At 71.2% G+C, this 25,359-nt stretch carries 26 protein-coding genes; 17 read left to right on the forward strand and 9 right to left on the reverse strand.

Annotated elements, in window-relative coordinates; all coding sequences use genetic code 11:
• Positions 1-46: 46 nt before the first annotated feature.
• From BLW76_RS29700 to BLW76_RS29730, 7 genes are all read left to right on the forward strand, one after another.
• Complete coding sequence (locus BLW76_RS29700) at positions 47-2,632, forward strand: alpha-glucuronidase family glycosyl hydrolase (protein WP_091313502.1); 2,586 nt, start codon at positions 47-49, stop codon at positions 2,630-2,632.
• Between the two features lie 89 nt (positions 2,633-2,721).
• A complete protein-coding gene (locus tag BLW76_RS29705; RefSeq protein WP_091313504.1) occupies positions 2,722-3,663 on the forward strand; it encodes an acyl-ACP desaturase in 942 nt (313 codons plus the stop codon).
• Positions 3,664-3,688: 25 nt separating this feature from the next.
• Positions 3,689-4,453: an IclR family transcriptional regulator gene (locus BLW76_RS29710; RefSeq protein WP_167384773.1), complete on the forward strand. Its 765-nt coding sequence runs from the start codon at positions 3,689-3,691 to the stop codon at positions 4,451-4,453.
• A 69-nt stretch (positions 4,454-4,522) separates the two neighbouring features.
• Positions 4,523-5,554 carry an aromatic ring-hydroxylating oxygenase subunit alpha gene (locus tag BLW76_RS29715; RefSeq protein ID WP_091313509.1) on the forward strand — a complete coding sequence of 344 codons (1,032 nt, stop codon included), beginning with the start codon at positions 4,523-4,525 and terminating at the stop codon, positions 5,552-5,554.
• The gene (locus BLW76_RS29720; protein ID WP_091313511.1) at positions 5,551-5,709 is read left to right on the forward strand and encodes a hypothetical protein; all 159 of its coding nucleotides are present in this window, start codon (positions 5,551-5,553) and stop codon (positions 5,707-5,709) included. The genes BLW76_RS29715 and BLW76_RS29720 overlap by 4 nt, the downstream gene beginning before the upstream one ends.
• On the forward strand, positions 5,709-6,620 hold the full coding sequence (locus BLW76_RS29725) for a PDR/VanB family oxidoreductase (RefSeq protein ID WP_091313514.1): 912 nt from the start codon (positions 5,709-5,711) through the stop codon (positions 6,618-6,620). Before BLW76_RS29720 ends, BLW76_RS29725 begins: the two co-directional genes overlap by 1 nt.
• 42 nt (positions 6,621-6,662) lie before the next feature.
• Entirely contained in the window at positions 6,663-8,129 is a 1,467-nt protein-coding gene (locus BLW76_RS29730) for a phospholipase D-like domain-containing protein (RefSeq protein WP_244170366.1), read from the forward strand.
• 1 nt (position 8,130) lies between these two features.
• On the opposite strand, the gene BLW76_RS29735 is transcribed toward BLW76_RS29730, so the two are convergent.
• The 4 genes from BLW76_RS29735 to BLW76_RS29750 all read right to left on the reverse strand — a co-directional run bounded on the left by BLW76_RS29735 (position 8,131) and on the right by BLW76_RS29750 (position 12,738).
• Complete coding sequence (locus BLW76_RS29735; RefSeq protein ID WP_091313518.1) at positions 8,131-9,705, reverse strand: succinic semialdehyde dehydrogenase; 1,575 nt, start codon at positions 9,703-9,705, stop codon at positions 8,131-8,133.
• The gene (locus BLW76_RS29740; protein ID WP_091313521.1) at positions 9,702-11,330 is read right to left on the reverse strand and encodes a GMC family oxidoreductase; all 1,629 of its coding nucleotides are present in this window, start codon (positions 11,328-11,330) and stop codon (positions 9,702-9,704) included. Before BLW76_RS29740 ends, BLW76_RS29735 begins: the two co-directional genes overlap by 4 nt.
• Before the next feature lie 155 nt (positions 11,331-11,485).
• Positions 11,486-11,944, reverse strand: a complete 459-nt coding sequence (locus BLW76_RS29745; RefSeq protein WP_091313524.1) for a dihydrofolate reductase — start codon at positions 11,942-11,944, stop codon at positions 11,486-11,488.
• Entirely contained in the window at positions 11,941-12,738 is a 798-nt protein-coding gene (locus tag BLW76_RS29750) for a thymidylate synthase (RefSeq protein WP_091313527.1), read from the reverse strand. The genes BLW76_RS29745 and BLW76_RS29750 overlap by 4 nt, the downstream gene beginning before the upstream one ends.
• 109 nt (positions 12,739-12,847) lie before the next feature.
• On the opposite strand from BLW76_RS29750, the gene BLW76_RS29755 reads away from it, so the two are divergent.
• The 3 genes from BLW76_RS29755 to BLW76_RS29765 all read left to right on the forward strand — a co-directional run bounded on the left by BLW76_RS29755 (position 12,848) and on the right by BLW76_RS29765 (position 16,479).
• Positions 12,848-13,300, forward strand: a complete 453-nt coding sequence (locus BLW76_RS29755; protein ID WP_091313529.1) for a Fur family transcriptional regulator — start codon at positions 12,848-12,850, stop codon at positions 13,298-13,300.
• Positions 13,297-15,570 carry a catalase/peroxidase HPI gene (gene katG, locus BLW76_RS29760; protein ID WP_091313532.1) on the forward strand — a complete coding sequence of 758 codons (2,274 nt, stop codon included), beginning with the start codon at positions 13,297-13,299 and terminating at the stop codon, positions 15,568-15,570. The genes BLW76_RS29755 and katG overlap by 4 nt, the downstream gene beginning before the upstream one ends.
• 144 nt (positions 15,571-15,714) lie before the next feature.
• A complete protein-coding gene (locus tag BLW76_RS29765) occupies positions 15,715-16,479 on the forward strand; it encodes a polysaccharide lyase family 7 protein (RefSeq protein ID WP_091313534.1) in 765 nt (254 codons plus the stop codon).
• Positions 16,480-16,513: 34 nt separating this feature from the next.
• Here BLW76_RS29765 and BLW76_RS29770 read toward each other — a convergent pair whose 3' ends face one another.
• The gene (locus tag BLW76_RS29770; RefSeq protein WP_091313537.1) at positions 16,514-17,536 is read right to left on the reverse strand and encodes an LLM class flavin-dependent oxidoreductase; all 1,023 of its coding nucleotides are present in this window, start codon (positions 17,534-17,536) and stop codon (positions 16,514-16,516) included.
• 128 nt (positions 17,537-17,664) lie between these two features.
• Between BLW76_RS29770 and BLW76_RS29775 the strand changes: the two genes are divergently transcribed.
• The gene (locus BLW76_RS29775) at positions 17,665-18,174 is read left to right on the forward strand and encodes a hypothetical protein (protein WP_091313538.1); all 510 of its coding nucleotides are present in this window, start codon (positions 17,665-17,667) and stop codon (positions 18,172-18,174) included.
• Positions 18,175-18,324: 150 nt separating this feature from the next.
• Positions 18,325-19,989, forward strand: a complete 1,665-nt coding sequence (locus BLW76_RS29780; protein WP_091313541.1) for an alpha/beta fold hydrolase — start codon at positions 18,325-18,327, stop codon at positions 19,987-19,989.
• Here BLW76_RS29780 and BLW76_RS49930 read toward each other — a convergent pair.
• The 4 genes from BLW76_RS49930 to BLW76_RS49945 are packed head-to-tail and all read right to left on the reverse strand — an operon-like array spanning position 19,973 to position 21,340.
• A complete protein-coding gene (locus BLW76_RS49930) occupies positions 19,973-20,323 on the reverse strand; it encodes a DUF6461 domain-containing protein (RefSeq protein WP_341866507.1) in 351 nt (116 codons plus the stop codon). The two genes, BLW76_RS29780 and BLW76_RS49930, sit on opposite strands and share 17 nt — an antisense overlap.
• Positions 20,215-20,841, reverse strand: a complete 627-nt coding sequence (locus BLW76_RS49935) for a hypothetical protein (RefSeq protein WP_244170368.1) — start codon at positions 20,839-20,841, stop codon at positions 20,215-20,217. The genes BLW76_RS49930 and BLW76_RS49935 overlap by 109 nt, the downstream gene beginning before the upstream one ends.
• On the reverse strand, positions 20,838-21,134 hold the full coding sequence (locus tag BLW76_RS49940; RefSeq protein WP_244170369.1) for a hypothetical protein: 297 nt from the start codon (positions 21,132-21,134) through the stop codon (positions 20,838-20,840). Before BLW76_RS49940 ends, BLW76_RS49935 begins: the two co-directional genes overlap by 4 nt.
• The gene (locus tag BLW76_RS49945) at positions 21,122-21,340 is read right to left on the reverse strand and encodes a hypothetical protein (protein WP_244170370.1); all 219 of its coding nucleotides are present in this window, start codon (positions 21,338-21,340) and stop codon (positions 21,122-21,124) included. The genes BLW76_RS49940 and BLW76_RS49945 overlap by 13 nt, the downstream gene beginning before the upstream one ends.
• Positions 21,341-21,706: 366 nt before the next feature.
• On the opposite strand from BLW76_RS49945, the gene BLW76_RS29790 reads away from it, so the two are divergent.
• From BLW76_RS29790 to BLW76_RS29810, 5 genes are all read left to right on the forward strand, one after another.
• Entirely contained in the window at positions 21,707-22,036 is a 330-nt protein-coding gene (locus BLW76_RS29790) for a helix-turn-helix domain-containing protein (protein ID WP_091313544.1), read from the forward strand.
• A gap of 405 nt (positions 22,037-22,441) precedes the next feature.
• Positions 22,442-23,818 carry a cellulase family glycosylhydrolase gene (locus BLW76_RS29795; RefSeq protein WP_091313547.1) on the forward strand — a complete coding sequence of 459 codons (1,377 nt, stop codon included), beginning with the start codon at positions 22,442-22,444 and terminating at the stop codon, positions 23,816-23,818.
• Between the two features lie 111 nt (positions 23,819-23,929).
• Entirely contained in the window at positions 23,930-24,289 is a 360-nt protein-coding gene (locus BLW76_RS29800) for an ArsR/SmtB family transcription factor (protein ID WP_091313550.1), read from the forward strand.
• On the forward strand, positions 24,286-24,774 hold the full coding sequence (locus BLW76_RS29805; protein WP_091313553.1) for an SRPBCC family protein: 489 nt from the start codon (positions 24,286-24,288) through the stop codon (positions 24,772-24,774). Before BLW76_RS29800 ends, BLW76_RS29805 begins: the two co-directional genes overlap by 4 nt.
• Before the next feature lies 1 nt (position 24,775).
• A complete protein-coding gene (locus tag BLW76_RS29810) occupies positions 24,776-25,330 on the forward strand; it encodes a TIGR03086 family metal-binding protein (RefSeq protein WP_091313556.1) in 555 nt (184 codons plus the stop codon).
• The last annotated feature ends 29 nt before the right edge of the window (positions 25,331-25,359 follow it).

The following is a 25,359-nucleotide window of genomic DNA, read 5'->3' on the forward strand; positions in this document are numbered from 1 at the left end:
TAGTGCGGGAACCGAACTAAATACTCGTGAACACGATGGGGGCACGGTGTCTTCCAGCGACGAGAACGAGCAGAGCCGGTTCCGCCGGCGTTCCTTCCTGATCGGCAGCGGGGCTGCCGTGGCCACCTCGATGTTCAGCGCCGCTCCGGCGCACGCGAGTGCGCCCGCTTTCCCGAGCGGCTACGACGGTTCCGACCTGTGGCTGCGCTACGAGCCGGTCGCCGATTCCGGCCTGCTCGCGCGGTACCGGGCCGCGCTCGGCGCGATCGTCGTGGAGAACGCCGGCGCCGCGAAGGTCCACCGCCACACCGCGAACCTGAGCATGGCACCCGGCTCCACCGAGCACCTGGTGGAAACCACCCTGGAAGCGGCGCGGGACGAGCTCGTCCGCGGTCTCGGCGGGCTGCTGGGGCGGCCCGTGCCGGTGCGGGACGGGTTCCCGGATCGCGCGGTGGTCGTCGGCACGCCGGACAGCTCGCCGCTGGTGCGCCGGCTCGTTCCCGCGCGCGACCTGGCACCGCTCGGGCGCGACGGCTACCTCATCCGCTCGCTGACACGCGGCGGGCACCGGTCGATCGTCATCGCCGCCACCACCGACCTCGCCGCGCTGTACGGCACTTTCGCCTTCCTCCGGCGGATCCAGGCCCAGCAGCCCGTCTCCGAACTTGACATTTCGTCGGTGCCGCGGATCAACCACCGGTACCTGAACTACTGGGAGACCGAGCGCCTCTACGCCGGCAACAACCCGGCCGGCACCGGTGGGCTGAACGGCGAAAACGGCGCGATCTTCGACTTCACCGCCACCGGCGCCTCCGCGGCGCTGAACCTGCCGGTGATCCTCGACCGGTACCTCGTGGCCGCGCGCGCGATGGCGTCCCTCGGCATCAACGGCATCACGATCAACAACGTCAACGCCAACAGCTTCTACCTCACCCCGGCCGCGATCGAGCAGGAAGCCGCGCTGGCCGACGCGCTGCGCCCGTACGGGGTCAGGCTGGCCGTGTCCATCAACTACGCGGCCCCGACGGACGCCCGGTTCGCGCCCGACACCCTCACCCGCGAAGAGCTGGATCCCTACAGCGCCAAGTTCCGGGACTGGTGGACGCGCCGGGCGCGGCAGCTGCAGGCCGCGATCCCCGACTTCATGGGGTTCACCGTCAAGGCGAACTCCGAAGGCCAGCCGGGCCCGCAGGACCTCGGCTACGACCACGGCGACGGCGCCAACGGCATGGCGGCGGCGGTGGCACCGCTCGGGATGCGGATCTTCTGGCGGACGTTCGTCTACAACGCCGACGTCGACGCGGACCGGCTCAAGCGCGCCTACCTCGAATTCGGCCCCATCGACGAGGAGCCGCAGCCCGACGGCACGACCGGCCGGTTCGCCGAGAACGTGTTCCTGCAGACCAAGAACGGCCCGCTCGACTACCAGCCGCGCGAGCCCGCGAACCCGCTCTTCGGCCGGATGGAACACACGAACCAGGCCATCGAACTGCAGGTCACCCAGGAGTACACCGGGCAGAACACGATGCTGTGCTACCTCGGCCCGCTGTGGGAAGAGGTGCTGAAGTCCGACACGTACGCCACCGGCCCGGACGGCAGGCTGCTGGCCCGGCGCCTGGTCGGCCACGTCGTCGACGGCTCGGCCCAGGGCCACCCGGACACCGCCATCGTCGGCGTCGCCAACTTCGGCAACGCCGACAACCTGACCGGGCACCACTTCGCGCAGGCGAACCTGTACGCCTTCGGCAGGCTGGCCTGGGACTGGACCCTGGACGCCCGTGGCATCGCCGAGGACTGGGTCCGGCTGACCTGGAGCAACCGCGACTTCGTCGTCCGGACGATCGCGGCGATGATGATGGGCTCGCGGGAAGCGCTGGTGAGCTACCAGACCCCGCTCGGCGTCGCGCACCAGTTCCGGTCCAGCGACCACTACGGCCCCAACCCGGCCGAGCGGCTCGCGCGGGACGACTGGAGCCCGGTGTACTACAACAAGGCCGACACCGCCGGGCTCGGCTACGACCGCTCCCCCACCGGCAGCAACTTCGTCGCGCAGTACTTCCCGGTGCTCGCGGCCCGGTACGGCGACATCGACACCGTTCCCGAGAACCTGCTGATGTGGTTCCACCACGTGCCGTGGGACCGGAAGATGCGCACCGGCCGGATCTTCTGGGACGAGCTGGTGTACCGCTACCAGACGGGCGTCCACTACGTCTCCTGGCTGCGGCAGGCCTGGGACGCGCTCGAACCGCACGTCGACGCGCGGCGCTTCGCCGAGGTGAAGGCCAAGCTCGCCGCCCACGAGGCCGACGCCGGCAGCTGGCGCGACACCTGCGTCGGCTACTGGCGGCAGTTCAGCGGCCGGGCGATCCCGACGGACGGCCCCCTCTCGCTGCGGATCGTGGTCGGCGGCCGGACGATCGGCGGGTTCGACGCCGGAGCGGCGTCGGCCACCATCCCGCTGGCCGCCGGTGCTTCGCCGAGGATCACGAAGGTCGTCCCGGCCGATCCCGCCGTGCGGTGCGAAGTCCTTTCCCAGGCGGCAGGCGTGCCCGGGCGAGCCGTCGTGCGGGCCACCGGGAAGAGCTCCTTCGGCCCGATCCTCAAGGACTACGTGTTCGACTTCACCCGCTGAAGGCTCCGGGGAACCTCCCGCCCGCCGCGTCCGTTGTCGTAGCCTACGGCACCGTAAGTTACGGTCGCGTAGGTACGGAAGGACGTTCCATGCCGGTCCCCGAAACCACCCGCCTGCTGCACGAACTGGAAGGCACGGTCGAAGAGAACCTCAACCGGCACCTCGCCGTCGCCCAGGAGTGGATGCCGCACGAGTACGTCCCCTGGAGCCAGGGCCGCGACTTCGCCGAGCTGGGCGGGGAGGCGTGGGACCCCGAGCAGTCCCGGGTGAGCCCGATCGCGCGCACGGCGCTGGAGGTCAACCTGCTCACCGAGGACAACCTGCCCAGCTACCACCGCGAGATCGAGCGCGCGTTCGGCCGCGACGGCGCCTGGGGCACGTGGGTGCACCGGTGGACGGCCGAGGAGGGCCGCCACGGCATCTGCATCCGCGACTACCTGCTGGTCACCCGCGCCGTCGACCCGGTCGAGCTGGAGCGGATGCGGATGGAGACCATGCAGGCGGGCTACGACACCGGCGACAAGCCGCTGCTCAACGTCTGCGCATACGTCTCGTTCCAGGAGCTGGCCACGCGGCTTTCGCACCGCAACACCGGCCGCTACACCCAGGACCCCCTGGCCGAGAAGCTGCTGGCCCGGGTGTCGACGGACGAGAACCTCCACATGGTGTTCTACCGCAACCTCGTCAAGGCGGCACTGGAGATCTCGCCGGACGCCATGATGCGCGCGATCACCGACGAGGTGCTGAACTTCGCGATGCCGGGCGCGGTCATCCCGAGCTTCCAGCGCAAGGCGGCGCTGATGGCCAAGGCGGGCATCTACGACCTGCGCATCCACCACGACGACGTCGTCCAGCCGCTGCTGCGGTACTGGAAGGTCTTCGACCTGACCGGCCTCGGCGCGGTCGGCGAAGCCGCGCGGGAGGAGCTCGCCACGTTCATCAAGGGGCTCGACACGCAGGCGTCGAGGTTCGAGGAACGCCGGGACGCCGCCGCCGCGCGCCGGGCCGCGCGGGGCATAGTGGACCTCTGAACCTGTGTATCCGCCGGAGGTCGCCGTGCCGCACCGAGGTCGCGTCCCCGGCGCCACCGGGCCGGTGCTCGGCCGCGCCCTGCGAGTCCTCGAAGCCTTCTCCCCCGACCGGCCGGCACTCCGGCTGAGCGAAGTCGCCCGGCGGAGCGGGTTGCCGGCCGCGACCGCGCACCGGCTGCTGCGGGAGTTCTGCGAGTGGGGCGCGCTGGAGCGGGACGAGGACGGCGTCTACCGGGTCGGGCTGCGGCTGTGGGAGCTGGGCTCGCTCGCGCCGCGGGGCCTGGGCCTGCGGGAACTCGCCCTGCCGTTCCTGGAGGACCTCTCGCAGATCACCCGGGAGAACGTCCAGCTCGCCGTCCGCGAAGGCGCCGAGGTCGTGTACATCGAGCGGATCGCCGGGACCGGGGCGGTGCCGGTGCTGACCCGCGTCGGCGGGCGGTTCGCGCTGACCGCGACGGGTGTCGGGCTCGTCCTGCTGGCCCACGCGCCCGCGGACGTGCAGGAGGAGGTGCTGGGCAGCCCGATCGAGCGGTACACGAGCGAGACGGTGACCGACCCGGACCGGCTGCGCCACATGCTGGCCGACGTCCGCACCCACGGGTTCTCGATCAGCGAGCGCCAGGTGACGCTCGACGCGCTCTCGGTCGGCGCGCCGATCCACGACGCGCGAGGGCAGGTCGTCGCGGCGGTCTCGCTGGTCGTGCGGCACGGGAGCGTGTCGCCGCACGCGCTCGCTCCGCTGGTCATGACCAGTGCACGCGCGATTTCGCGGGCGCTTTCCATCTTATGAAATAGCCCTTCGTGGTGCCCGGGTCACTCCGCCACGCTGTGACCCGGCCCACCACGAAAGGACGACCCGATGAGCGCCATTCCCCGCGACCAGTGGTACGTCGCCGCCTACGGCTCCGAGATCGGCACCGACCTGTTCAGCCGCACCGTCTGCGGGGAGCCGATCCTGTTCTGGCGGACCCGCGACGGGAACGTCACGGCGATGGCCGACCGGTGCGTGCACCGGCGGTTCCCGCTGTCGCAGGCGCCGTCGCGGCTGGTCGACGACCAGGTCATCTGCGGCTACCACGGGTTCACCTACGGCGTCGACGGCAAGTGCGTGGCCGTGCCGGGCCAGACCCGGGTGCCGCGGACCGCGCGGCTGACCCGGTACCCGCTGGTGGAGCAGGACTCCTTCGTCTGGGTGTTCATCGGCGACCCTTCGAAGGCCGACGCGTCACGGATTCCCCGGGCGCCCTGGCTCGCCTCGCCCGACTACACCACCGTCTGCGGGATGGAACCGCTCAAGGCGCGGTACTCGCTGCTGGTCGACAACCTGCTGGACCTGTCCCACGAGACCTACCTGCACGGCGGCTACATCGGCACCCCGGAGGTCGCCGAAACGCCGATCACGACCGAGGTCGACGAGGACGCCGGCATCGTCTACGTCTCGCGGCACATGGCCGACGCGGCCTGCCCGCCGTTCTACGCGAAGTCGACCGGCCTCGAAGGCCGCATCACGCGCTGGCAGGACATCGAGTACACGCCGCCGTGCCTGTACAAGCTGCACAGCCGCATCGCGCCGGTCGGGTCCGTGCCGAACCCCGACGGGACCGACCCGGACGCCTTCCACGTCGAGGTCGTCTACGCGATCACGCCGGAGACCGAGCACTCGACGCACGACTTCTGGGCTGTGGCCCGGGACTTCGCGCTCGACGACGAAGGCGTTTCGGCGTTCCTGGCGGAGAACAACCGGACCGTGGTGCTGCAGGACGTCGAAGCCCTCGACGTCCTCGAGCGGGTGATCGCCACCGAACCGGACGGCTACCAGGAGCTGTCGATCAACATCGACACCGGCGGTCTCGCGGCCCGCCGGATGCTGCAGCGGATGGCGGCCTCGTGAACCGGCCGATGCTCGACGGCGACCGGGTCCACCGCATCCACTGGGTGCTCGGCACCGACCGGCTGCGCGCGGTCTGCCACTGCGGCGCCGAGCGCGAGTTCGACGACCCCGTGCAGCTGTGGGACTGGCTGCTCGCCCACCCCGAAGGACACTGATGACTCTCGAACTCCTGGTGGAAGCCAAGGAAAACCTGGCCGACGGCGTGGTGGCACTCACCCTCCGCGCGCCCGGAGGTCCGCTCCCGCACTGGGAGCCGGGGGCGCACATCGACCTCCGGCTGCCGGACGGCGTCGTGCGGCAGTACTCGCTGTGCGGCGACCCGGCGGACTCGTCAGCGTACCGGGTGGCGGTGCTGCGCGAGCCCGACGGCCGCGGCGGCTCGGCCTACGTGCACGACAAGCTCGCCGCCGGGGACCGGATCGAGGTGGACGGCCCGCGCAACCACTTCGCACTGGTGGACGCCGAGCGGTACCTGTTCATCGCGGGCGGCATCGGCATCACGCCGATCCTGCCGATGCTCGACCGGGTCGCCCGCACCGACTGGCACCTGGTCTACGGCGGCCGCACGCGCGGGTCGATGGCGTTCACCGAGGAGCTGGCCCGCCACGGCGACCGCGTGACGTTCCGGCCCCAGGACGAACACGGGCTGCTGGACCTCCCTTCCCTGCTCGCCGACGTCCGGCCGGGCACGGCGGTGTACTGCTGCGGCCCGGAACCGCTGCTGGCCGCGGTGGAGGCGCTCGGCCCGGCGGACCTGCACGTGGAGCGCTTCACCGCGCGGGCCGACGAGGGGCCGCGCGAGGCGTTCGAGGTCGAGCTGGCCGGATCGGGGCGGGTGCTGCCGGTGCCCGCCGATCGGTCGATCCTCGAGGTGGTCGAGGAAGCCGGGGTCTCGGTGCTGTCGTCGTGCCGCGAGGGCACGTGCGGAACCTGCGAAACCGGCGTGCTCGGCGGCGAACCGGACCACCGGGATTCCGTGCTGACCGCGGACGAGCGGCTGGAGAACGAGGTGATGATGCTCTGCGTGTCCCGCGCCTGCTCCCCGCGGCTGGTGCTCGACCTCTGACGGAGCGTCACTGCACGGCGAGTCCGGCCGATCTGTAGTGATATGGGACGGGTGAAGAGCTTTCCCTCCTTCGTGGACAAGGTGGACGAACGGCTGGGCGACGGACTGGAGCACGTCCTGTGCGCCCACCACCGGCGGCGGCTGCACCGGCTCGGCTGGGGTGCCGTGCTCGACCCGGCCGGTGCGCGGGACCCGCTCGGCGGGCGAGCCCCCGTCCGCGACGGCAACCGCGTCGAGGTGCTCATCGACGGCGAGGAGTCGCTGCCCGCCGTCGCCGAGGCCATCGGGAAGGCGAAGTCCCACGTGCACATCGCCAACTGGCACGCCAGCGCGGACTTCCGGCTGACGCGGGAGGCCGGCTCCCCCACCCTGCGCGAGCTGCTCGCCGAGGCCGCCGGGCGGGGTGTCGAGGTCCGCGTCCTGCTCTGGGCCGGGCCGCCCTTCCCGGCCTTCCAGCCGTCGCGGAAGCTCGCGCGGGACGAACGGCGGAAGTTCACCGAAGGCACCGACGTGCGCTGCGTGCTGGACTCGCGCGAGCGGACGTTGCACTGCCACCACGAGAAGCTGGTGATCGTCGACGACGCCGTCGCGTTCGTCGGCGGCGTCGACCTCACCGCGCTGGAAGGCGACCGGCACGACAGCCCGGACCACCCGCCGCGGCCGATCGGGTGGCACGACCTGATGGCGCGGCTCGACGGCCCGGTCGTCGCCGATGTCGCCGACCACTTCCGGCGGCGGTGGACCGAGGTGGCCGGCGAGGACCTGCCGTCGCCCGCGGTCCCGGCACCCGTCGGCGGCAGCCGCGTCCAGCTGCTGCGGACCGTGCCGAACGACACCTACGACTTCCTGCCGAAGGGCGAGTTCACCGTCCTCGACGGCTACCTGCGCGCGCTGAGATCGGCGCAGCGGCTGATCTACCTGGAGAACCAGTTCCTGTGGTCGCCGGAGATCGCCGAAGTGCTGCTCGACAAGCTCCGCCACCCGCCGGCCGACGAGTTCCGCGTGGTCCTGCTGCTGCCGCGCAAGCCGAGCAACGGCTCCGACACCACCCGCGGCCAGCTCGGCAGGCTGCTCGACGCCGACGACGGAAACCGGCGCCTGCTGGCCACCACGATCAGCGCCCACGACGGCGACTCGGCGGCCCCGGTGTACGTCCACGCGAAGCTCGGCATCGTGGACGACTCGTGGCTGACGATCGGCTCGGCCAACCTCAACGAGCACTCGCTGTTCAACGACACCGAGGTCAACATCGCCACCGACGACGCCGAGGTGGTCCGCACGACCCGGCTGCGGTTGTGGGCCGAGCACCTCGGACATCCGGTGAACGAGCTGGAGAACAGGGACTCGGCGGACATCGTCGACAACCTGTGGCGCCCCCTGGCCGAGGAGCAGGCCGAGCGGGAACGCCGCGGCGAGCAGCGGACCCACCGCCTGGTCCTGCTGCCGGGCGTTTCCCGCCGCGTCGCCCGGCTGCAGGGCCCGTTGCGGGGGCTGCTGGTCGACGGCTGAGCTACCGGATCCGCAGCTTCCGCATCAGCTTCAGCCCGGACAGCATGCTCTCCACGTACTTCTCGTACCCCTGCCCCGGCCGCGGTCCCATGACCTGCTTCTTCAACACGGCCAGGTTCTTCACGTCGGTGTACTTCAGCAGCCCCTGGTCACCATGGCGAGCGCCGACGCCGGAGTTCTTCACGCCGCCGGACGGCGTCCCCTTGGCCGCGTAAGCCGTCGCCAGGACGTCGTTGACGTTCACGTTGCCGGACTCGATCCGGGCCGCCACCGCGCGGGCCGCCGTGACGTCGGTGCTCCAGACCGACGCGTTGAGCCCGTAGTCCGTGTCGTTGGCCAGTGCCACCGCTTCGTCGACCGTGCGGTACCTGTGGAGCGCCACCACCGGGCCGAACGTCTCCGTGACGCCGCAGACCATCTCCGAAGTGACACCCTCGAGGATCGTCGGCTCGAAGAACGCCGGGCCGAGGTCGGGGCGGGGCCTGCCGCCGCACAGGACCGTGGCGCCCTTGGCCACCGCATCGTCCACATGGGACTTGACGCGGCGCATGTGGTCGACCGAGACCAGTGAACCCATGTCGGGGCCGAAGTCGTACGCCGCCCGGACGTCGAGGGCCGAAGCCGCCGCCACGAACGCCGTCTTGAACTCCTCGTAGCGGGACTCCGGCAGGTAGATCCGCTCGATGTGCATGCAGATCTGGCCCGTGTTGCCGAACGCCCCGAAGATCGCGCCCTGCACGGCTTCCGCAAGGGAAGCGTCCTCGAGCACGATCATCGGGTTCTTGCCGCCGAGCTCGAGGCAGCAGCCGATGAGGTTGCGGCCCGCTCGCTCGCCGATCACCCGGCCGGTCGCCGTCGAGCCGGTGAACATGATGTAGTCCGCGTGGTCGATCAGCGTCGGGCCGACGTCGGGACCTTCGCCGCAGACCACCTGGAACAGCCCCTCCGGCAGGCCCGCCTGCTCCAGCAGCCGGATGCCGTAGAGCGGGGAAAGAGCGGTCTTGTTGTCCGGCTTCAGCACCACGGCGTTGCCCGCCATCAGCGCCGGCACGGCGTCGGAAACCCCGGTGGCGAACGGGAAGTTCCACGGCGCGATGATGCCGACGACCCCCTTGGGCAGCCGGACCTCGGTCGACGTCGTCAGCAGTGGCACCGGGCCGCCGCGCCTGGTCGGCGCCAGCAGCCGGGCCGCCCGCTTGAGGTAGTGGCTCATCACCATCGGCGGGTCGCAGGTCTCCTCGATCGCCATCCGCCGGTTCTTGCCGCTCTCGACCTGGATCAGGTCGGCGACGGTCCGCGCCTGCTCGACGAACAGCGCGTGCGCCCGCTTGAACACCGCCAGCCGCTCCCGGACCGGCGTGGCCGCCCACTTCCGCTGGGCCTCGCGCGCGACGGCGAACGCCCGCTCGATGTCCTCCGGTGTCGACTGCGGCAGCTCGACGAGCACGTCGCCGGTGTAGACCTCGGTGAGCTTCCAGGTCGCCCCGGACGAGCCCGGCACCCGTGCCACGAGCTGCTGCAGGAAGGCGTCGGTGACCGAAGCGGGACGGGTGAGTTCGAGCGGCGTGAGCGTCATGACCGGCTCCCGAGGACGAGCTGGGCGCCCATTTCCCCGATCATGATGCAGGGCGCGTTGGTGTTACCGCCGGTGATCGACGGCATGATCGAGGCGTCGCAGACCCGCAGGCCCTCGACCCCGTTCACGCGCAGGTCGGGGCCGACGACGGCGAGCTCGTCGACGCCCATCCGGCAGGTGCCGACACCGTGGTAGACCGACGTCGCGCGGTTGAGGATCGCGTCGCGCAGCGCCTGGCCCTTGAGGTCCTTGCCCGGGTGGATCTCCTCCTTGACCGCGCCCTTGAAAGCCTTCGACGCGAAGATCTCGCGCACCATCTCCGAGCCTTCGCCGAGCAGCTCGAGGTCGGCCGGGTCGGACAGGTACTGGAAGTCGATGACCGGCGCCGCGGCCGGATCACTCGACGCGAGCCGCAGCGTGCCGCGGCTCTTCGGGTAGATCAGCGTGGTCAGCACGGTGAGCGCGGGGCGCTTGTCGACGTCGTGCCGGATCGGCGCGTCCTGGTTGGGCGAGACGTACGCCCACGGCAGCAGGTGCAGCTGCAGGTCGGGGATCGCGCCGGCCTGCGAGGTGCGCAGGAAGGCGACCGCCTCGAAGACCGAGTTCGCCAGGAACGTGGTGCCGGGCCGCAGCAGCTCCCGGGCCAGGCCGCGGGCGAAGTACGGCGCCGTGCCCTTGTTCTTGCTGGTCGTCACGTGGAACGTCAGCGCGTGGAACATGTGGTCGTGCATGTTGTCGCCGACGGGCAGGTCGGCGACGACGTCGATGCCGTGTTCCTTGAGGTGCTCCGCGTGGCCGACACCGGAGAGCATCAGCAGCTGCGCGGACCCGATGACGCCGGCGGCGAGGATGACCTCCTTGCCGGCCCGGATGGTGCGGCGGCGGCCGCGGTCGAGGACCTCGACGCCGACCGCCCGGCCGTTCTCGATCAGCACCTTCTCGACCACCACCCGGTCCTGCAGCTCCAGGGTGGCGGGCGCGAGGTGGTGGATGTAGCCGCGCGAGGCGCTGTAGCGCAGGCCGTCGGCGGCGTTCTGCTGCATCCGGCTGACGCCCTCTTGGGACTCGGCGTTGTAGTCGTCGAGGATCTTGCAGCCGAGCGCGTCGGCGGTGGCGTCGACGAACTGCAGCGAGCCCTCTTGGGGGTTCTTCGCGCGGGTGACGCGGATCGGGCCGCCTGCGCCGCGGAAGGCGTTCTCGCCGTCCTCGAAGTCCTCCATGCGCTTGTAGGCGGCGTTGACGCTGTCGGCGTCCCAGCCGGTGTTGCCCTCGGCGGCCCACGAGTCGAAGTTGGCGCGGTTGCCGCGGACGTAGACCATGCCGTTGATGGAGCTGGAGCCGCCGACGACCCGGCCGCGCGGCACCGGCATCCGCCGATCGAGAACGTGTTTCTGCGGGACGCCGTAGAAGCCCCAGTCGAGCGGCTTCTTGAGCTGCGGCACGGCGTGCATCGGCCCGACGAGCCCGGGTTTCTTGACGAGCAGCTGCTCGTCACTCTTCCCGGCTTCGAGGACGATCACGCTGGCCCCGGCCTGTGCCAGGCGCCCCGCGATCGTCGCCCCGGAGCTGCCCGACCCGACGACGACGTAGTCGGCCTCGTCGCCGCGCGCCGCCCTTTTCGCCATGTCCGCTCCTCGCTACGACCGGCCACTAGAACTATAACGTGTTCTAGTTCGCCAACCGTATAGCGCCAACCCCGCGGAGCGCAACGGCCCAGCAGGCGGCACTTTCACGTGAAAGTGCCGCCCCCAGGTGGGCACTTTCACGTGAAAGTGCCCGGTCAGGCCCAGGTGAGGAAGCGGTAATGCAGGCCGGTCGAGGACTCCAGCCACTCCCCCACGGAGTCCGCCGGCCGGCCCAGCTCGGGCGCGTACGTGTCCCCCTCGAAGGACTCCCGGAGCTCGGTGACGACGATCCGGTCCGCGACCGGCAGCGCCGCCCGGTACACCGCCGCGCCGCCGATCACCCACAGGTCACCGTCCACCGCGGCGAGCGCCGAGGCGAGGTCGGCGAACGTCTCGACGCCCTCCTGCGGGGTCGCCGACAAGACCAGGTTGCGCCGCCCCGGCAGCGGCCGGAACCGCGGCGGCAGCGACTCCCACGTCCGGCGGCCCATCAGCACCGCCGCCCCCGACGTCACCGCGCGGAAGTGCTTGAGGTCCTCCGGCAGGTGCCACGGCAGCGCGCCGTCGCGCCCGATGACGCCGTTCGCCGCCTGGGCCCAGATCAGCCCGATCACACCGCCACCGGCGCCTTGATGCCCGGGTGCGGGTCGTAACCCTCGATCGAGAAGTGCTCGTAGGTGTAGTCGAACAGGCTGTCGGCCGGCTTCAGGCCCAGCGTCGGGAACGGCCGCGCGTCGCGTGCGAGCTGCGTGCGGACCTGCTCCTCGTGGTTGTCGTAGATGTGGCAGTCGCCGCCCGTCCAGACGAAGTCGCCGACGCCGAGCCCGACCTGGGCGGCGATCATGTGCGTCAGCAGCGCGTAGCCGGCGATGTTGAACGGCACACCGAGGAACAGGTCCGCGCTGCGCTGGTAGAGCTGGCAGGACAGCTTCCCGTCGGCGACGTAGAACTGGAAGAACGCGTGGCACGGCGGCAGCGCCATGCGCGGGATGTCGGCGACGTTCCAGGCCGACACGATGATCCGCCGCGAGTCCGGGTTCTCACGCAGCGTGCGCAGCACCTCGGCGATCTGGTCGACGTGCCCGCCGTCCGGGGTCGGCCACGACCGCCACTGCACGCCGTACACCGGGCCCAGGTCGCCGTCGTCGGCCGCCCACTCGTCCCAGATCGTGACACCGTGTTCCTGCAGCCAGGAGACGTTCGCGTCGCCGCGGAGGAACCACAGCAGCTCGTAGGCGATCGAGCGGAAGTGGACTTTCTTCGTGGTGATCAGGGGAAAACCCTCGGCCAGGCTATACCGCAGCTGGTGCCCGAAGATCGACCTCGTGCCCGTGCCGGTACGGTCGCCCTTGCGGGTGCCCGTGTCGAGGACGTGGCGGAGGAGGTCTTCGTACTGCGTGTCCGGCATGCCCCGGACTCTAAGCCATGCCGCTGACTCAGCGTGAACCCCGGGATCACCGACACGGACGGGCGTCATAACTTGACCCATTCCAGAAAAGGCCCTAGGGTCGGCGGCGATGTCAGACTTCGAAGCACAGCTGCGGGCGGTCTCGCTGCGGGTCACGCGACCCCGGCTGGCCGTGCTGGCCGCGCTGCGCGACCATCCCCACGTCGACACCGAAACGGTGATCGACCTGGTGCGCGCCGAGCAACCGACGGTCTCGCACCAGACGATCTACGACGTGCTGCGGGCGCTCACCGACACCGGGCTGATCCGGCGCATCCAGCCGGCCGGGGCGAACGCCCGCTACGAGGCCCGGGTGGGTGACAACCACCACCACGTCGTGTGCCGTTCGTGCGGGGCGATAGCCGACGTCGACTGCGCCGTCGGCCACACCCCCTGTCTCACCGCTTCGGACGACCACGGTTTCGTGATCGACCAGGCGGAGGTCGTCTACTGGGGCACCTGCCCCGGCTGCGCGGCCGCCCGTCCCCGAAATGATTCGCCGCTCCCGGAAGGAAGTAAATGAGCTCCACCCAGGACAACCCGTCCAGCGCGCAGGGCGTGGACAAGAAGGCGGCGGCCGGTTGCCCGGTCGCGCACGACTCGGTGACTTCGCACGGAAGCGAGAGCGAAAACCCGGCGATCGACTCCCCGACGCCGAAGACCGGGGGCCGGCCGCGCACGAACAAGGACTGGTGGCCCAACCAGCTCGACCTGTCGGTGCTGCACGCGCACTCGGCCAAGGGCAACCCGCTCGGCGAGAACTTCAGCTACGCCAAGGAGTTCGCGAAGCTGGACGTCGACGCCCTCAAGCGCGACATCACCGAGGTGCTCACCACCTCGCAGGACTGGTGGCCTGCCGACTTCGGGCACTACGGCGGCCTGATGATCCGCCTGAGCTGGCACGCGGCGGGCACCTACCGCATCCACGACGGCCGCGGCGGCGCCGGTGACGGCAACCAGCGGTTCGCCCCGCTGAACAGCTGGCCGGACAACGCCAACCTCGACAAGGCGCGCCGCCTGCTGTGGCCGGTCAAGCAGAAGTACGGCCAGAAGATCTCGTGGGCCGACCTGCTCGTGCTCGCCGGCAACGTCGCCCTGGAGTCGATGGGCTTCGAGACCTTCGGCTTCGGCTTCGGCCGTGTGGACGTCTGGGAGCCCGAAGAGGTCATCTGGGGTCCCGAGGACGACTGGCTGGGCGACGAGCGCTACGTCAGCGAGTCGGAGATGGCGCCCGAGGTCGGCGCGACCGAGATGGGCCTCATCTACGTCAACCCCGAGGGTCCCCGCGGCAACGCGGACTTCGAGGCGGCGGCCCACTTCATCCGGGAGACCTTCGCCCGGATGGCGATGAACGACGAGGAGACCGTCGCCCTCATCGCCGGCGGCCACACCTTCGGCAAGACCCACGGTGCCGCCGTGGCCGACGACCACGTCGGCCCGGAGCCCGAGGGCGCCCCGCTGGAGGCGCAGGGCCTCGGCTGGCTGAGCACCCACGGCACCGGCAAGGGCGCGGACGCGATCACCAGCGGTCTCGAGGTCACCTGGACCGACAAGCCGACCCAGTGGAGCAACCGCTTCTTCGAGATCCTCTTCGGCTACGAGTGGGAGCTCACCACGAGCCCCGGCGGCGGCAAGCAGTACGTCGCCAAGGACGCGCCGGAGATCATCCCGGACCCGTTCGACCCGAACAAGAAGCACAAGCCGACGATGCTGACGACGGACCTGTCGCTGCGCTTCGACCCGGTCTACGGCCCGATCTCCCGCCGGTTCCTGGAGAACCCGGACGAGTTCGCGCTGGCCTTCGCCAAGGCCTGGTACAAGCTGCTGCACCGTGACATGGGCCCGGTCAGCCGCTTCCTCGGCCCGTGGGTCGCCGAGCCGCAGCTGTGGCAGGACCCGGTGCCGGCCGTCGAGGGCGACCTCGTCAACGACGCCGACATCGCCGCGCTCAAGGCGAAGGTCCTCGACTCGGGGCTCTCCGTCGCGGAGCTGGTCTCCACGGCGTGGGCCTCGGCCGCGAGCTTCCGCTCCACCGACAAGCGCGGTGGCGCGAACGGTGCCCGCATCCGCCTCGAGCCGCAGCGCAACTGGGAGGTCAACCAGCCCGAGCAGCTCGGCAAGGTCCTCGAGGTCCTCGAGGGTGTCCAGCGCGACTTCAACGAGGCCGGCGGCGCGCAGATCTCGCTCGCCGACCTGATCGTGCTGGCCGGTTCGGCCGCCGTCGAGAAGGCGGCGCGCGACGCCGGCGTCGAGACGACCGTGCCGTTCCACCCGGGCCGCACCGACGCCTCGCAGGAGCAGACCGACGCCGACTCGTTCAAGGTGCTCGAGCCGCGCGCCGACGGGTTCCGCAACTACCTGCGCTCCGGCGAGAAGCTGCAGCCGGAGGTGCTGCTGGTCGAGCGCGCGTACATGCTCGGCCTGTCCGCGCCCGAGATGACGGTGCTGGTCGGCGGCCTGCGCTCGCTCGGCACGAACCACGGCGGTGCCGCGCACGGCGTCCTCACCGACCAGCCGGGTGTGCTCTCAGGCGACTTCTTCGCCAACCTGCTCGCGCCGGGCACCAAGTGGAAGGCGTCGGAGTCGACGGAGAACGTCTACGAGATCCGTGACGTGACGACCGACGAGGTCAAGTGGACCGCCACCGCGGTCGACCTGATCTTCGGGTCGAACTCGCAGCTGCGGGCCCTGGCCGAGGTCTACGCCAGCGACGACGCCCGCGAGAAGTTCGTGGCCGACTTCGTGGCCGCGTGGACGAAGGTCATGGAGCTGGACCGCTTCGACCTCGCCTGATGTTCACCGCGACGGGCCCGGCCGGTTCTTCGGCCGGGCCCGTTCGCGTGTGCGGCGATCTTGACATCGGGTGACCGCCGACCTACCGTGAGTCCCACGCCGCCGGGTTGTCCAGACCATTTCTCCGTGAAAGGACACCCGACGATGCGTGTTCGCGCCCTGCTCGTCCTCCTGGCGGTCCCGGCACTGGCCGCGGCGACCGCGTCCCCCGCATTGGCGGCGGACCCGTCCGTCGCCCCCGGCGGCAACTTCGACCTGTCCGTCTGGCAGCTGCAGGAACCGGTCGGCTCCCCGGGCAAGCCGACGACCATCTCCTCGTCCCGGCTCCAGGGACCGAACGGCTTCCAGGACAGCTACTTCTACACCGACACCCGCGACGGCGCGATGACCTTCTGGGCGCCGGAGAAGGGCGTCACCACGCCGAATTCGAACTACGCGCGCTCGGAGCTGCGCGAGATGAACCGCGACGGGTCCGCGGCGAACTGGTCGCTGAGCGGGTCGCACAAGCTGAGCGCGACCCTGCGCGTGGTCTCGGTGACGTCGAACGTGTGCGTCGGCCAGGTGCACCTCGGCACCGGCGGCTCGTCGACGAAACCGCTGCTGGAGCTGTACTACCGGGCGAGCGGGGACATCGTGCTGGGCACGGAGAACTCCCCCGACGGCGGGCAGACGCCGCACACCGTCGGGCACGTGGCGCTGGGCAAGACGTGGACCTACACGATCGGCATCTCCGGTGGCAACACCATCGACCTCACGGTCAACGGCAGCACGACGCACTACGGCATCCCGGCGTCGTTCAAGCCGTACAAGCAGTACTTCAAGGCGGGCTCGTACAACCAGTCCTCTTCGGACAGCACGACGAAGGGCGCCCGCGTCGCGTTCTACGGCCTGAAGGTCACCCACGGCTGACCGAGCGGCCCGGCCGCCACCGGGCCGCTCCTCGTCAGCGCCAGCCCAGCTCCGGGGCCACGTGCTTCACGATGTTCTCCAGCACGTGCGCGTTGTAGTCCACGCCGAGCTGGTTCGGGACGGTGAGCAGCAGGGTGTCCGCGGCCTGGATGGCCTCGTCCTCCTTGAGCTGCCGCACGAGCTCGTCGGGCTCGCCGGCGTAGGACCGGCCGAAGATCGCGCGGGTGTTCTCGTCGATCATGCCGACCTGGTCGCGGGAGTGGCGGTCGCGGCCGAAGTACGCGCGGTCGGTGTCGTTCGTCAGCGCGAAGATGCTGCGGCTGACCGAAACCCGCGGCTCGCGCTCGTGGCCCGCCTCCGTCCACGCCTCGCGGTAGGCCTCGATCTGCTTGCGCTGCTGGACGTGCAGCGGCTCGCCCGTCTCGTCGTCCTTGAGCGTCGAGCTCTGCAGGTTCATGCCCAGCTTCGCCGCCCAGACGCTCGTCGCGTTCGAACCCGAGCCCCACCAGATGCGGTCGCGCAGGCCTTCGGAGTGCGGCTCGAGCCGCAGCAACCCGGGCGGGTTGGCGAACATCGGCCGCGGGTTCGGCTGCGCGAAGCCTTCGCCGTCGAGGAGCTTGAGGAACACCTCGGTGTGCTGGCGGGCCATGTCGGCGTCCGTCTCGCCCTCGCCCGGGGCGTAGCCGAAGTAGCGCCAGCCGTCGATCACCTGCTCGGGGGATCCCCGGCTGAGGCCGAGCTGGAGCCTGCCGCCCGAAATCAGGTCGGCGGCGCCCGCGTTCTCGATCATGTACAGCGGGTTCTCGTAGCGCATGTCGATCACGCCGGTGCCGATCTCGATCTTCGACGTCCGCGCGCCGATCGCCGCCAGCAGCGGGAACGGGCTGCCCGCCTGCCGCGCGAAGTGGTGCACGCGGAAGTACGCGCCGTCCACGCCGAGCTCTTCGGCGGCGATCGCCAGGTCGATCGACTGGTGCAGGAAGTCGGCGGCCGACCTGGTCTCGGAGTGTGCGCCCGCCGACCAGTGGCCGAACGAGAGGAACCCAATCTTCTTCACGCCCCCTCAGACGTCCGGCGGCCGGAAATGATTCCCCGGTGTGAGCCGGCCGACCGTCGCTCGTTCCGGTGAACCGCCGTCCGCCCGCGGCCCGGCCGGGTACTCCGCCGGAAACGAGGAGGAGACGCATGCCCGACAACGACCTCACCGGGTTCCTGATCATCGGCCTGGTCTTCGTGGTGGCCGACGGCCAGGTCCTCTACCGCGGCGGCCGTCGCTACCTGAGCGGGCCGGACGGCGGGGAGGGCTCCGGGTCGATGGCGTGGATGGTGGTGACCGTCTTCCACCTGGTGTCGTTCGGCGTGCTCGCCCTGCTCTCGGTGGTCGGCCCGCAGTGGTCGGGCTCGACGGCCGCGCTGGTCGGCAGGCTCGGCATCTTCCTCCTGCTGATGGCCGTGGCCCACGTGCTCACGCTGGCCGTGCTCGCCCGCCGCCGTCAGGACCGGATCGTCGAGGAGCACTTCCAGGAGCGGGAGGCCGGCACCGAGACCTACGTCCGGCCCGCCACCGAGGTGGTCGTCGAGCCGGCCGCGACGGACCCGGCGTGGCGCCCTGCCGTCACCCCCGTCCCCGGCCAGGACGGCCCGCAGCCGCGGGTCAGCCCCGATCTCGGCAACCACGGCCCGTACCGCACCTGACCTGCCCCTTCGGGGTTCACCGGATCGAAGGAACCCTCCGGCGAGCCGCGGTGTTCGTGCTGCTGCTCCCGCGCCCGCCGTGTTTTGATCTTGCCCGGCCGGTGCGTGAGGAAGGAAACTGCGGTGCGAACGTCCCGAGCAGGGCTGGCGGTGGCTGTCTCGGTCCTGGTGGCGGCCACGGCGCCCGCCGCCGCGACCACCTCCGACCCGCTCGCGCCGTACCGCGGCCAGGAAGTCGCCTGGGGCGCCTGCCCGTTCAAGCAGCGGGCCCAGCCCAAGCAGGCCGAGTGCGCGCGGATCACCGTCCCGCGGGACTGGGCGGACCCGGCGGCGGGCACCGACCTGCAGGTGGCCGTCAGCCGCGTGACCGCCACCGGCACCCGGCAGGGCGCGATCCTGGTCAACCCCGGCGGGCCCGGCGGCCGCGGCACCGCGCTCGCCGGCGCGCTGGCCGGCCTCGAACCGTCGGTCGGCGAGCACTACGACATCGTCGGGATGGACCCCCGCGGCACCGGCCAGGAAGGCGGCACCGACGCCGGCTACGTGTGCCGGGTGCCGCTGGGGCGGCTGCCCGCGGACGACGACCTCGACGCCCGCGACCGCTCGGCGGCCAGCATCGCACTGCACCAGCGGACACCGCGGGTGCTGGCCGAGGCGTGCCAGAGCGACGCGCTCGCGCCGTTCATCACCACCTGGCAGACCGCGCACGACATGGACCTGATCCGCACGCTGCTGGGCGACGAGAAGCTGAACTACCTCGGGTTCTCCTACGGCACCTGGCTCGGGGCGAAGTACGCGTCCCTGTTCCCGGACCGCGCCGGCAAGCTGGTCCTCGACTCCAGCGTCAACTTCGAAGGCCGCCTCCAGGCCGCGTTCGAGGCGTTCCCGAAGATCGACCAGCGCCAGTTCGACCGCGTCTACGCGCCGTGGCTGGCCCGCCGGTTCCCGGAGCAGCTGGGCAGGACCGCCGAAGAGGTCCGGGCCAAGTGGGAGCGGCTGCGCGTCTTCTTCAAGGAGCAGGGCGTGCCGCCGGACGTCTTCGACTCGGTCTTCGTCGGCAACGGCAGCGCCCGGCAGTGGCTGACCGGCGCCCTGATCCTCACCAAGGGCGCGGCGGCGCTCGACGGCAAGACCACTCCCCCGCCCGCCGCGCTGCGCGCCGACCTCGACCGGGCCTCGCGAGCCGTCTTCGGCCGTCCGGCGGACCGGCTGACCGCCGCCGACGTGGCCGCGGACCCGCCGGAGCCCGACTACGCCGACGTCCCGGGCACCCGGCTGGCCGTGGCGTGCGGCGACCAGCCGACGCGGACGGCGAGCTGGTACAAGCTGCTCAGCGACCTGCAGGGACCGGCGTACCCGCTGTTCGGCTGGGCGTACGGCCTCAGCGAGGCGTGCGGCTTCTGGTCCGACGCGCCCCGGCAGCAGCTGCCGCGGCTTTCGCCGCGCGCCGCGAAGAACATCCTGGTGGTGCAGGGCGAGTTCGATCCGCAGACCGGGTACGAGCAGGCCGAGGCGGGCGCGCGGGCGGCCGGCATCCCGATGATCTCGGTGGCGGATTCGCCCTTCCACGGCCAGTACGCCGTGAGCGGCAATTCCTGTGTGGACAAACTGGTGAACGGCTTCTTCCTCGGCACCGCCCGGCCGGCGGCCACCATCTGCCCCGGCGTGCCGCTGCCCGGCGAGCACCAGGTTTACCCGGTGCCGGGCCCGGCGGGCGAGCCGTCCCAGCCGGCGACACCGGCGCCGCGGGACGCCGACTCGCCGCTGCGCGAACGGCTCCAGGACGACATCAGCGCCGTCAACCGCGGTCGCTGATCCGGTAGGCCACGCCGCGCCGGTCGAACTCGGCCAGGTCCTCGGCGGACAGCCCCCGGCCGGTGAACCGCTCGACGGCGACCAGGCCCTTTTCGGTGCAGTCGCGGTGGTCCCGCCAGTCGAGCCCCGCCAGCGCCGCGACGACCTCCTCGTCCGCGGACGGCTCGCTCAGGCCCGGCTCGAACGAGGCGAGGACTTCGCCGGCGCGGGCGAAGGACAGGCGCGTCACGGCGTTGACGTTCCAGAACATGCTCGCCGCCCGGCCGGCGCGGGACGCGGTGGTGAGCACGGGCGTGCGGGAGCCGAAGGAGCCGTTTTCCTCGATCGCGACCACGGATGACCTCCTCGGCGGACAGGCCGGGTGGCGACCGTGACCGTCGCGGCGACCGCCAGCCGGGACCGGCCGATCCAGCGGTGGGCCGCCTCGGGCCGCGCCACCACCGGCGGTTCCGGTTCGCCGCGCAGGCGGTGGCCGAGGCGGTCGGCCCGGGCGTGCACCCGCGGCGGCTCGGGTGGTGCCGTCCAGATCCAGAGGTCGTGGTTTTCGGTCTCCGGGTCGTCGCGGCCGTAGGCGTGCACGCGGACGCGGTAGTCGCCGGGCCACGGCGGCGTCGTCACCCGCCCGCGGTGGCCGCTCACGCCGGCCGAGCCGCGTTCCGCGTGCCAGCTGAGGTCGACGACCTCTTCCCAGCCCACGGTTTCCACCGTGGCGGGCGGTTCGGCCAGCACCCGGACGCCGACCCGGACCAGCCCGTTTTCCGTGCCGGCGCGGACGACGACGCCACCGGCGGCGGGTTCGGCGAGGCCGTTGTCCGCGAAGCGGCCGTAGGCGGGGAAACCGCCTTCGGTCAAAGCGAAGACGTGCTCCCGGACTGCGGCAGCCGATACTCGGCCCGCTCCTTTTCCCGCAGGGCCGCGGAGTAGCCGTCGGGCATCGGCGCCTCGCGGAGCAGGCTCGCCGCGACCCCGAGCGCCGTCCCGACGATGCCCGCAACGCCGGGACTGCCGGCTTCGCGCGCGACGATGGTCGCGACCACCAGGGCGACCGCGAGGTGGTGGGCGCCGTGCGCGGCCGCGATCGCCGCCTCGTCACCTTCGGCGGATGGGGTTCCTTCGGCCACGAGACGGGCGGTCAGGTCCGCCACCCGGTCGAGGAGGTCGGGCCGGGACTGGTACAGCCACCGCGTTTCCCGCAGGGCAGCGCCCGCAACGACTTCAGCACGTCGGGCTCGGGAAAACCGGGCAACGGCCGGCGTGCCGGCTCGAGTTTCAGCCGCCCCAGCGCGGCGGCCGGCGCGGGCGGGATCACGGCCCGGACGGCGGGCAGCGCGGCAGCGCGGTTCTCCCCCATACGGCCACTGTGCCAGAAACCGGACCGGGGTCGTCTTCACCCGAACGAGCGAGAAAATCTCCTGTCGCGAGGGTAGACATTCGCCGCGGCCGCGGGTAACGTGCTGGGCGTACCGAGAGAGACAAGGAAGGAAGGGAACGGGACCATCATGGGATCGCCCGCAGCGGCCCGGTAGCGCCGCGCGGGTGCCGTAGGCCCATCGAGTTCGGAGGTGGTGCTCGGTCACGGATGCGCGATCCCCGCGTCATCCGGCGCTGTGCCGGACGCGGGAAGCCGGCGGTCACGCCGGCCGGAAATGGTGAAACCCAACCTTCGAGGACCCCGATCGCCACTCGGCGATCGGGGTCCTTCTGATGCGGAGGTGGAATGATCCCCGACGGGGAAAGACCGGCAGCACCCGGAAAGTTCGACGACGAGCACTACCCCGGCTACACGATGGGCCGCGCCGCGGACATGCTCGGCACGACCCAGGCCTTCCTGCGCAGCCTCGGCGAAACGGGCCTGATCACCCCCCAGCGCTCGGCCGGCGGGCACCGGCGCTATTCACGGCACCAGCTGCGCTTGGCCGCCCGCGTGCGTGAGCTGGTCGACGAGGGCACGGCCATCGACGCCGCCTGCCGCATCGTGTCGCTCGAAGACCAGCTCCACGAAGCCCGCCGCCTGAACCGGGCGCTCCAGGGGGAACCCGAGGGCTGAGGCGGTCCACTGTGGACGGCGGTCTCGCTCGGCGACGGCGCGTGCGGGATGACCGCGGCAACCGCCCTCGCCGCGCGGCGCACTCGCGTTGCGGCACCCGCCCGGCACCCTCGCGCCGCAACACCGCTCTCGCCGGCCGGCGCACTCGCGTCGCTGCACGCCTGGCTGGCACCGCCCAGCACACTCGCGCCGCAGCACCCGCCCCGGCACACTCGCGTCACGGCACCCGCCCTCGCCGCCCGACTGCCCACCCCTCCCCCGCGCCGCCCGCGCCAACCTCAGCGACTCCCAGCACTGCAAGCCGCATCGCACCCCAGCCCTTGACGTCCCCCGACCCCGGATGTTCTCATCTCTGGGAGCGCTCCCAGCCGGTGAAACATTCGAACACGGACCAAAGGGAGTTCGATGAAGCGCTCCATCGCTGCACTGGCACTGGCCGGTGCGACGGTTCTCGGCTGCACCGCGGTGCTGGCCATGCCCCAGGCGTCCGCCGCCGCTCAGGGGTGCCGGGTCGACTACACCGTCGCCAGCCAGTGGCAGGGCGGGTTCCAGGCCGGCGTCAAGGTCACCAACCTCGGCGATCCCGTCTCCGGGTGGTCGCTCCGGTTCACCTTCCCGGACGCCGGGCAGAAGGTGGCCCAGGGCTGGAACGCCACCTGGTCGCAGTCCGGCACGACCGCGACCGCCGCCAACGTCGACTGGAACCGGACCCTGGGCACCGGGGCCGCCGCCGATCTCGGGTTCACCGGGACCACCACCGGTGCCAACCCGGTGCCGACCTCGTTCAGCCTGAACGGGGTCGCCTGCACCGGCTCCACGGAGCCGACGCCCACCACCACCACGCCGTCGCCCGGCGGGACGCCGCTGGCGGCCAACGGGCAGCTGCACGTCTGCGGTGTCCACCTGTGCAACGAAGCCAACCGGGCGATCCAGCTGCGCGGCATGAGCACGCACGGGCTCCAGTGGTTCAACTCCTGCTACAACGACGCGTCCCTGGACGCCCTCGCCAGGGACTGGCGCGCCGACCTGCTCCGGATTTCCATGTACGTGCAGGAAAAGGGGTACGAGACCAACCCGGCCTGGTTCACCGACCGGGTCAACACCCTCGTCGGCGAAGCCGAGGAACGCGGCATGTACGCGATCATCGACTTCCACACCCTCACCCCCGGCGACCCGAACTACAACCTCGACCGCGCCAAGACCTTCTTCGCCGCGGTGGCCGCGCGCAACGCGGCGAAGAAGAACGTCATCTACGAGATCACCAACGAACCGAACGGCGTCAGCTGGGGCGGCATCAAGTCCTACGCCGAGCAGGTCATCCCGGTGATCCGCGCCGCCGACCCGGACGCCGTCGTCATCGTCGGCACGCGGGGGTGGTCGTCGCTCGGCGTCTCCGACGGGTCGAACGAAACCGAGATCGTGAACAACCCCGTCAACGCCACGAACATCATGTACGCGTTCCACTTCTACGCCGCCAGCCACAAGGACAACTACCGCGCCACGGTGAGCCGGGCAGCGGCGACGCTGCCGCTGTTCGTCACGGAGTTCGGCACGGTCACCGCCACCGGCGGTGGCACGCTCGACCAGGCCGGCACCACGGCCTGGCTTGACCTGCTCGACCAGCTGCGCATCGGCTACGCGAACTGGACGTACTCCGACGCCGACGAAAGCAGCGCCGCGCTGACGCCGGGCACCTGCGCGGGCAGCGACTACGGCAGCGGGCGGCTGACCGCGTCCGGGGCGCTGGTGAAGAGCCGCATCAGCACGGCGGACAGCTTCTGATCGCCCGGGTGGGGCTCCGAAACCGGGGCCCCACCCGTTCTCAACTCTTCGGTTGACAACGCCCGGGGCTCGCTCTACTGTCGTATTCAACCGAAGAGTTGAGGAAGACCGGTGGACGAAGACAGCGAGCGGCTCAACCGGGTGTTCGCGGCACTGGCCGACCCGACCCGGCGCGACCTGGTGGCGCGCCTGGCCGGCGCGGACGCGACCGTTGGCGAACTGGCCGAGCCCTACGACATGAGCCTCCAGGCGGTCTCCAAGCACGTGAAGGTGCTGGAAGAGGCCGGCCTGGTGACCCGCAGCAAGGACGCCCAGCGCCGTCCGGTCCACCTGGACGCGGAGGTGTTCGACCTGATGACCAAGTGGATCGAGCGGTACCGGCGGCAGGCCGAGGAGCGCTACCGGCGCCTCGACGCCCTGCTGGGCCGCATGACCGACGAAACCAAGCGCTCCCGGAAGGACGCATCATGACCATGGCGAAGTACGACACCGAGATCCTGGCCGACGACGAGGTCCCGGCCATCCGGCTCGTCCGGGAGTTCGACGCCCCGCCCGCGCAGGTGTTCCGCGCGCACGTCGACCCCGAGCTGTACGCGCAGTGGATCGGGCCGCACTCGGTCACGACGCGGATCACCCGGTGGGACGCGCGCACCGGCGGCGAATGGGCCTTCGCCAACGACCGCGACGGCGAGGAGCTCGCCACGTTCCACGGCTGCTTCCACGAGGTGCGCCCGGACGAGCGGATCGTCTCGACGTTCACCTACGACGGCGAACCCGACGGCGTCGCCCTGGAAATCCTGACCTTGGAGGAACTCGAAGGCGGCCGCACCCGGCTGCGGATGCTGAGCGTGGTGCAGGACTTCGCGACCCGGGACGCCATGCTGGCCAGCGGCATGGACGTCGGGGTCAACGAGGGCTACGTCAAGCTCGACGCCCTGCTCGCGAAGGAAGCCTGAGATGACGTCACCGGCTCGGCACCACGTCTCCGAAGCCGCCCGCTTCACCGAACTGGTCTCCTCGGCCGCGCCCGGCGACTGGACGCGGCCGGCCCCGGTCGCGGGCTGGACGGCGCTCGACGTCGTGCGCCACCTCGTCGAGTGGCCGCGCGGCTTCCTCCGCGGCGCCGGGATCGAACTGCCCGCCCTGGCCGTCGACGAGGATCCGGCCGGCGCCTGGAAGCAGCACGTCGCCGACATCCAGGCGATCCTCGACGACCCCGCCGGGCGGGTGCTCAGCAACCCGAACACCGGCGACCGGCCGGTGGAGGAGGCGCTCGACCAGTTCTACACCGCGGACGTCTGGATGCATTCGTGGGACCTCGCCCGGGCACTCGGCCGCGAGATCGACCTCGGCGAGCAGCGCTGCGCCGAGGCGTTGACGGCGCTGCGCCCGATCGAGCAGATGCTGCGCGACAGCGGTCAGTTCGGCCCGGCCGTGCCGGTCGACGAGGACGCTTCGGCACAGGACAAGCTGGTCGGCTTCCTCGGCCGGGACCCGGCCTGGCGGCCTTGACGCCGGACGGTCACGGCCAGGGACGAGCG

Origin of the sequence: Amycolatopsis tolypomycina (genome assembly GCF_900105945.1) — a bacterium.
GTDB lineage: Bacteria > Actinomycetota > Actinomycetes > Mycobacteriales > Pseudonocardiaceae > Amycolatopsis > Amycolatopsis tolypomycina.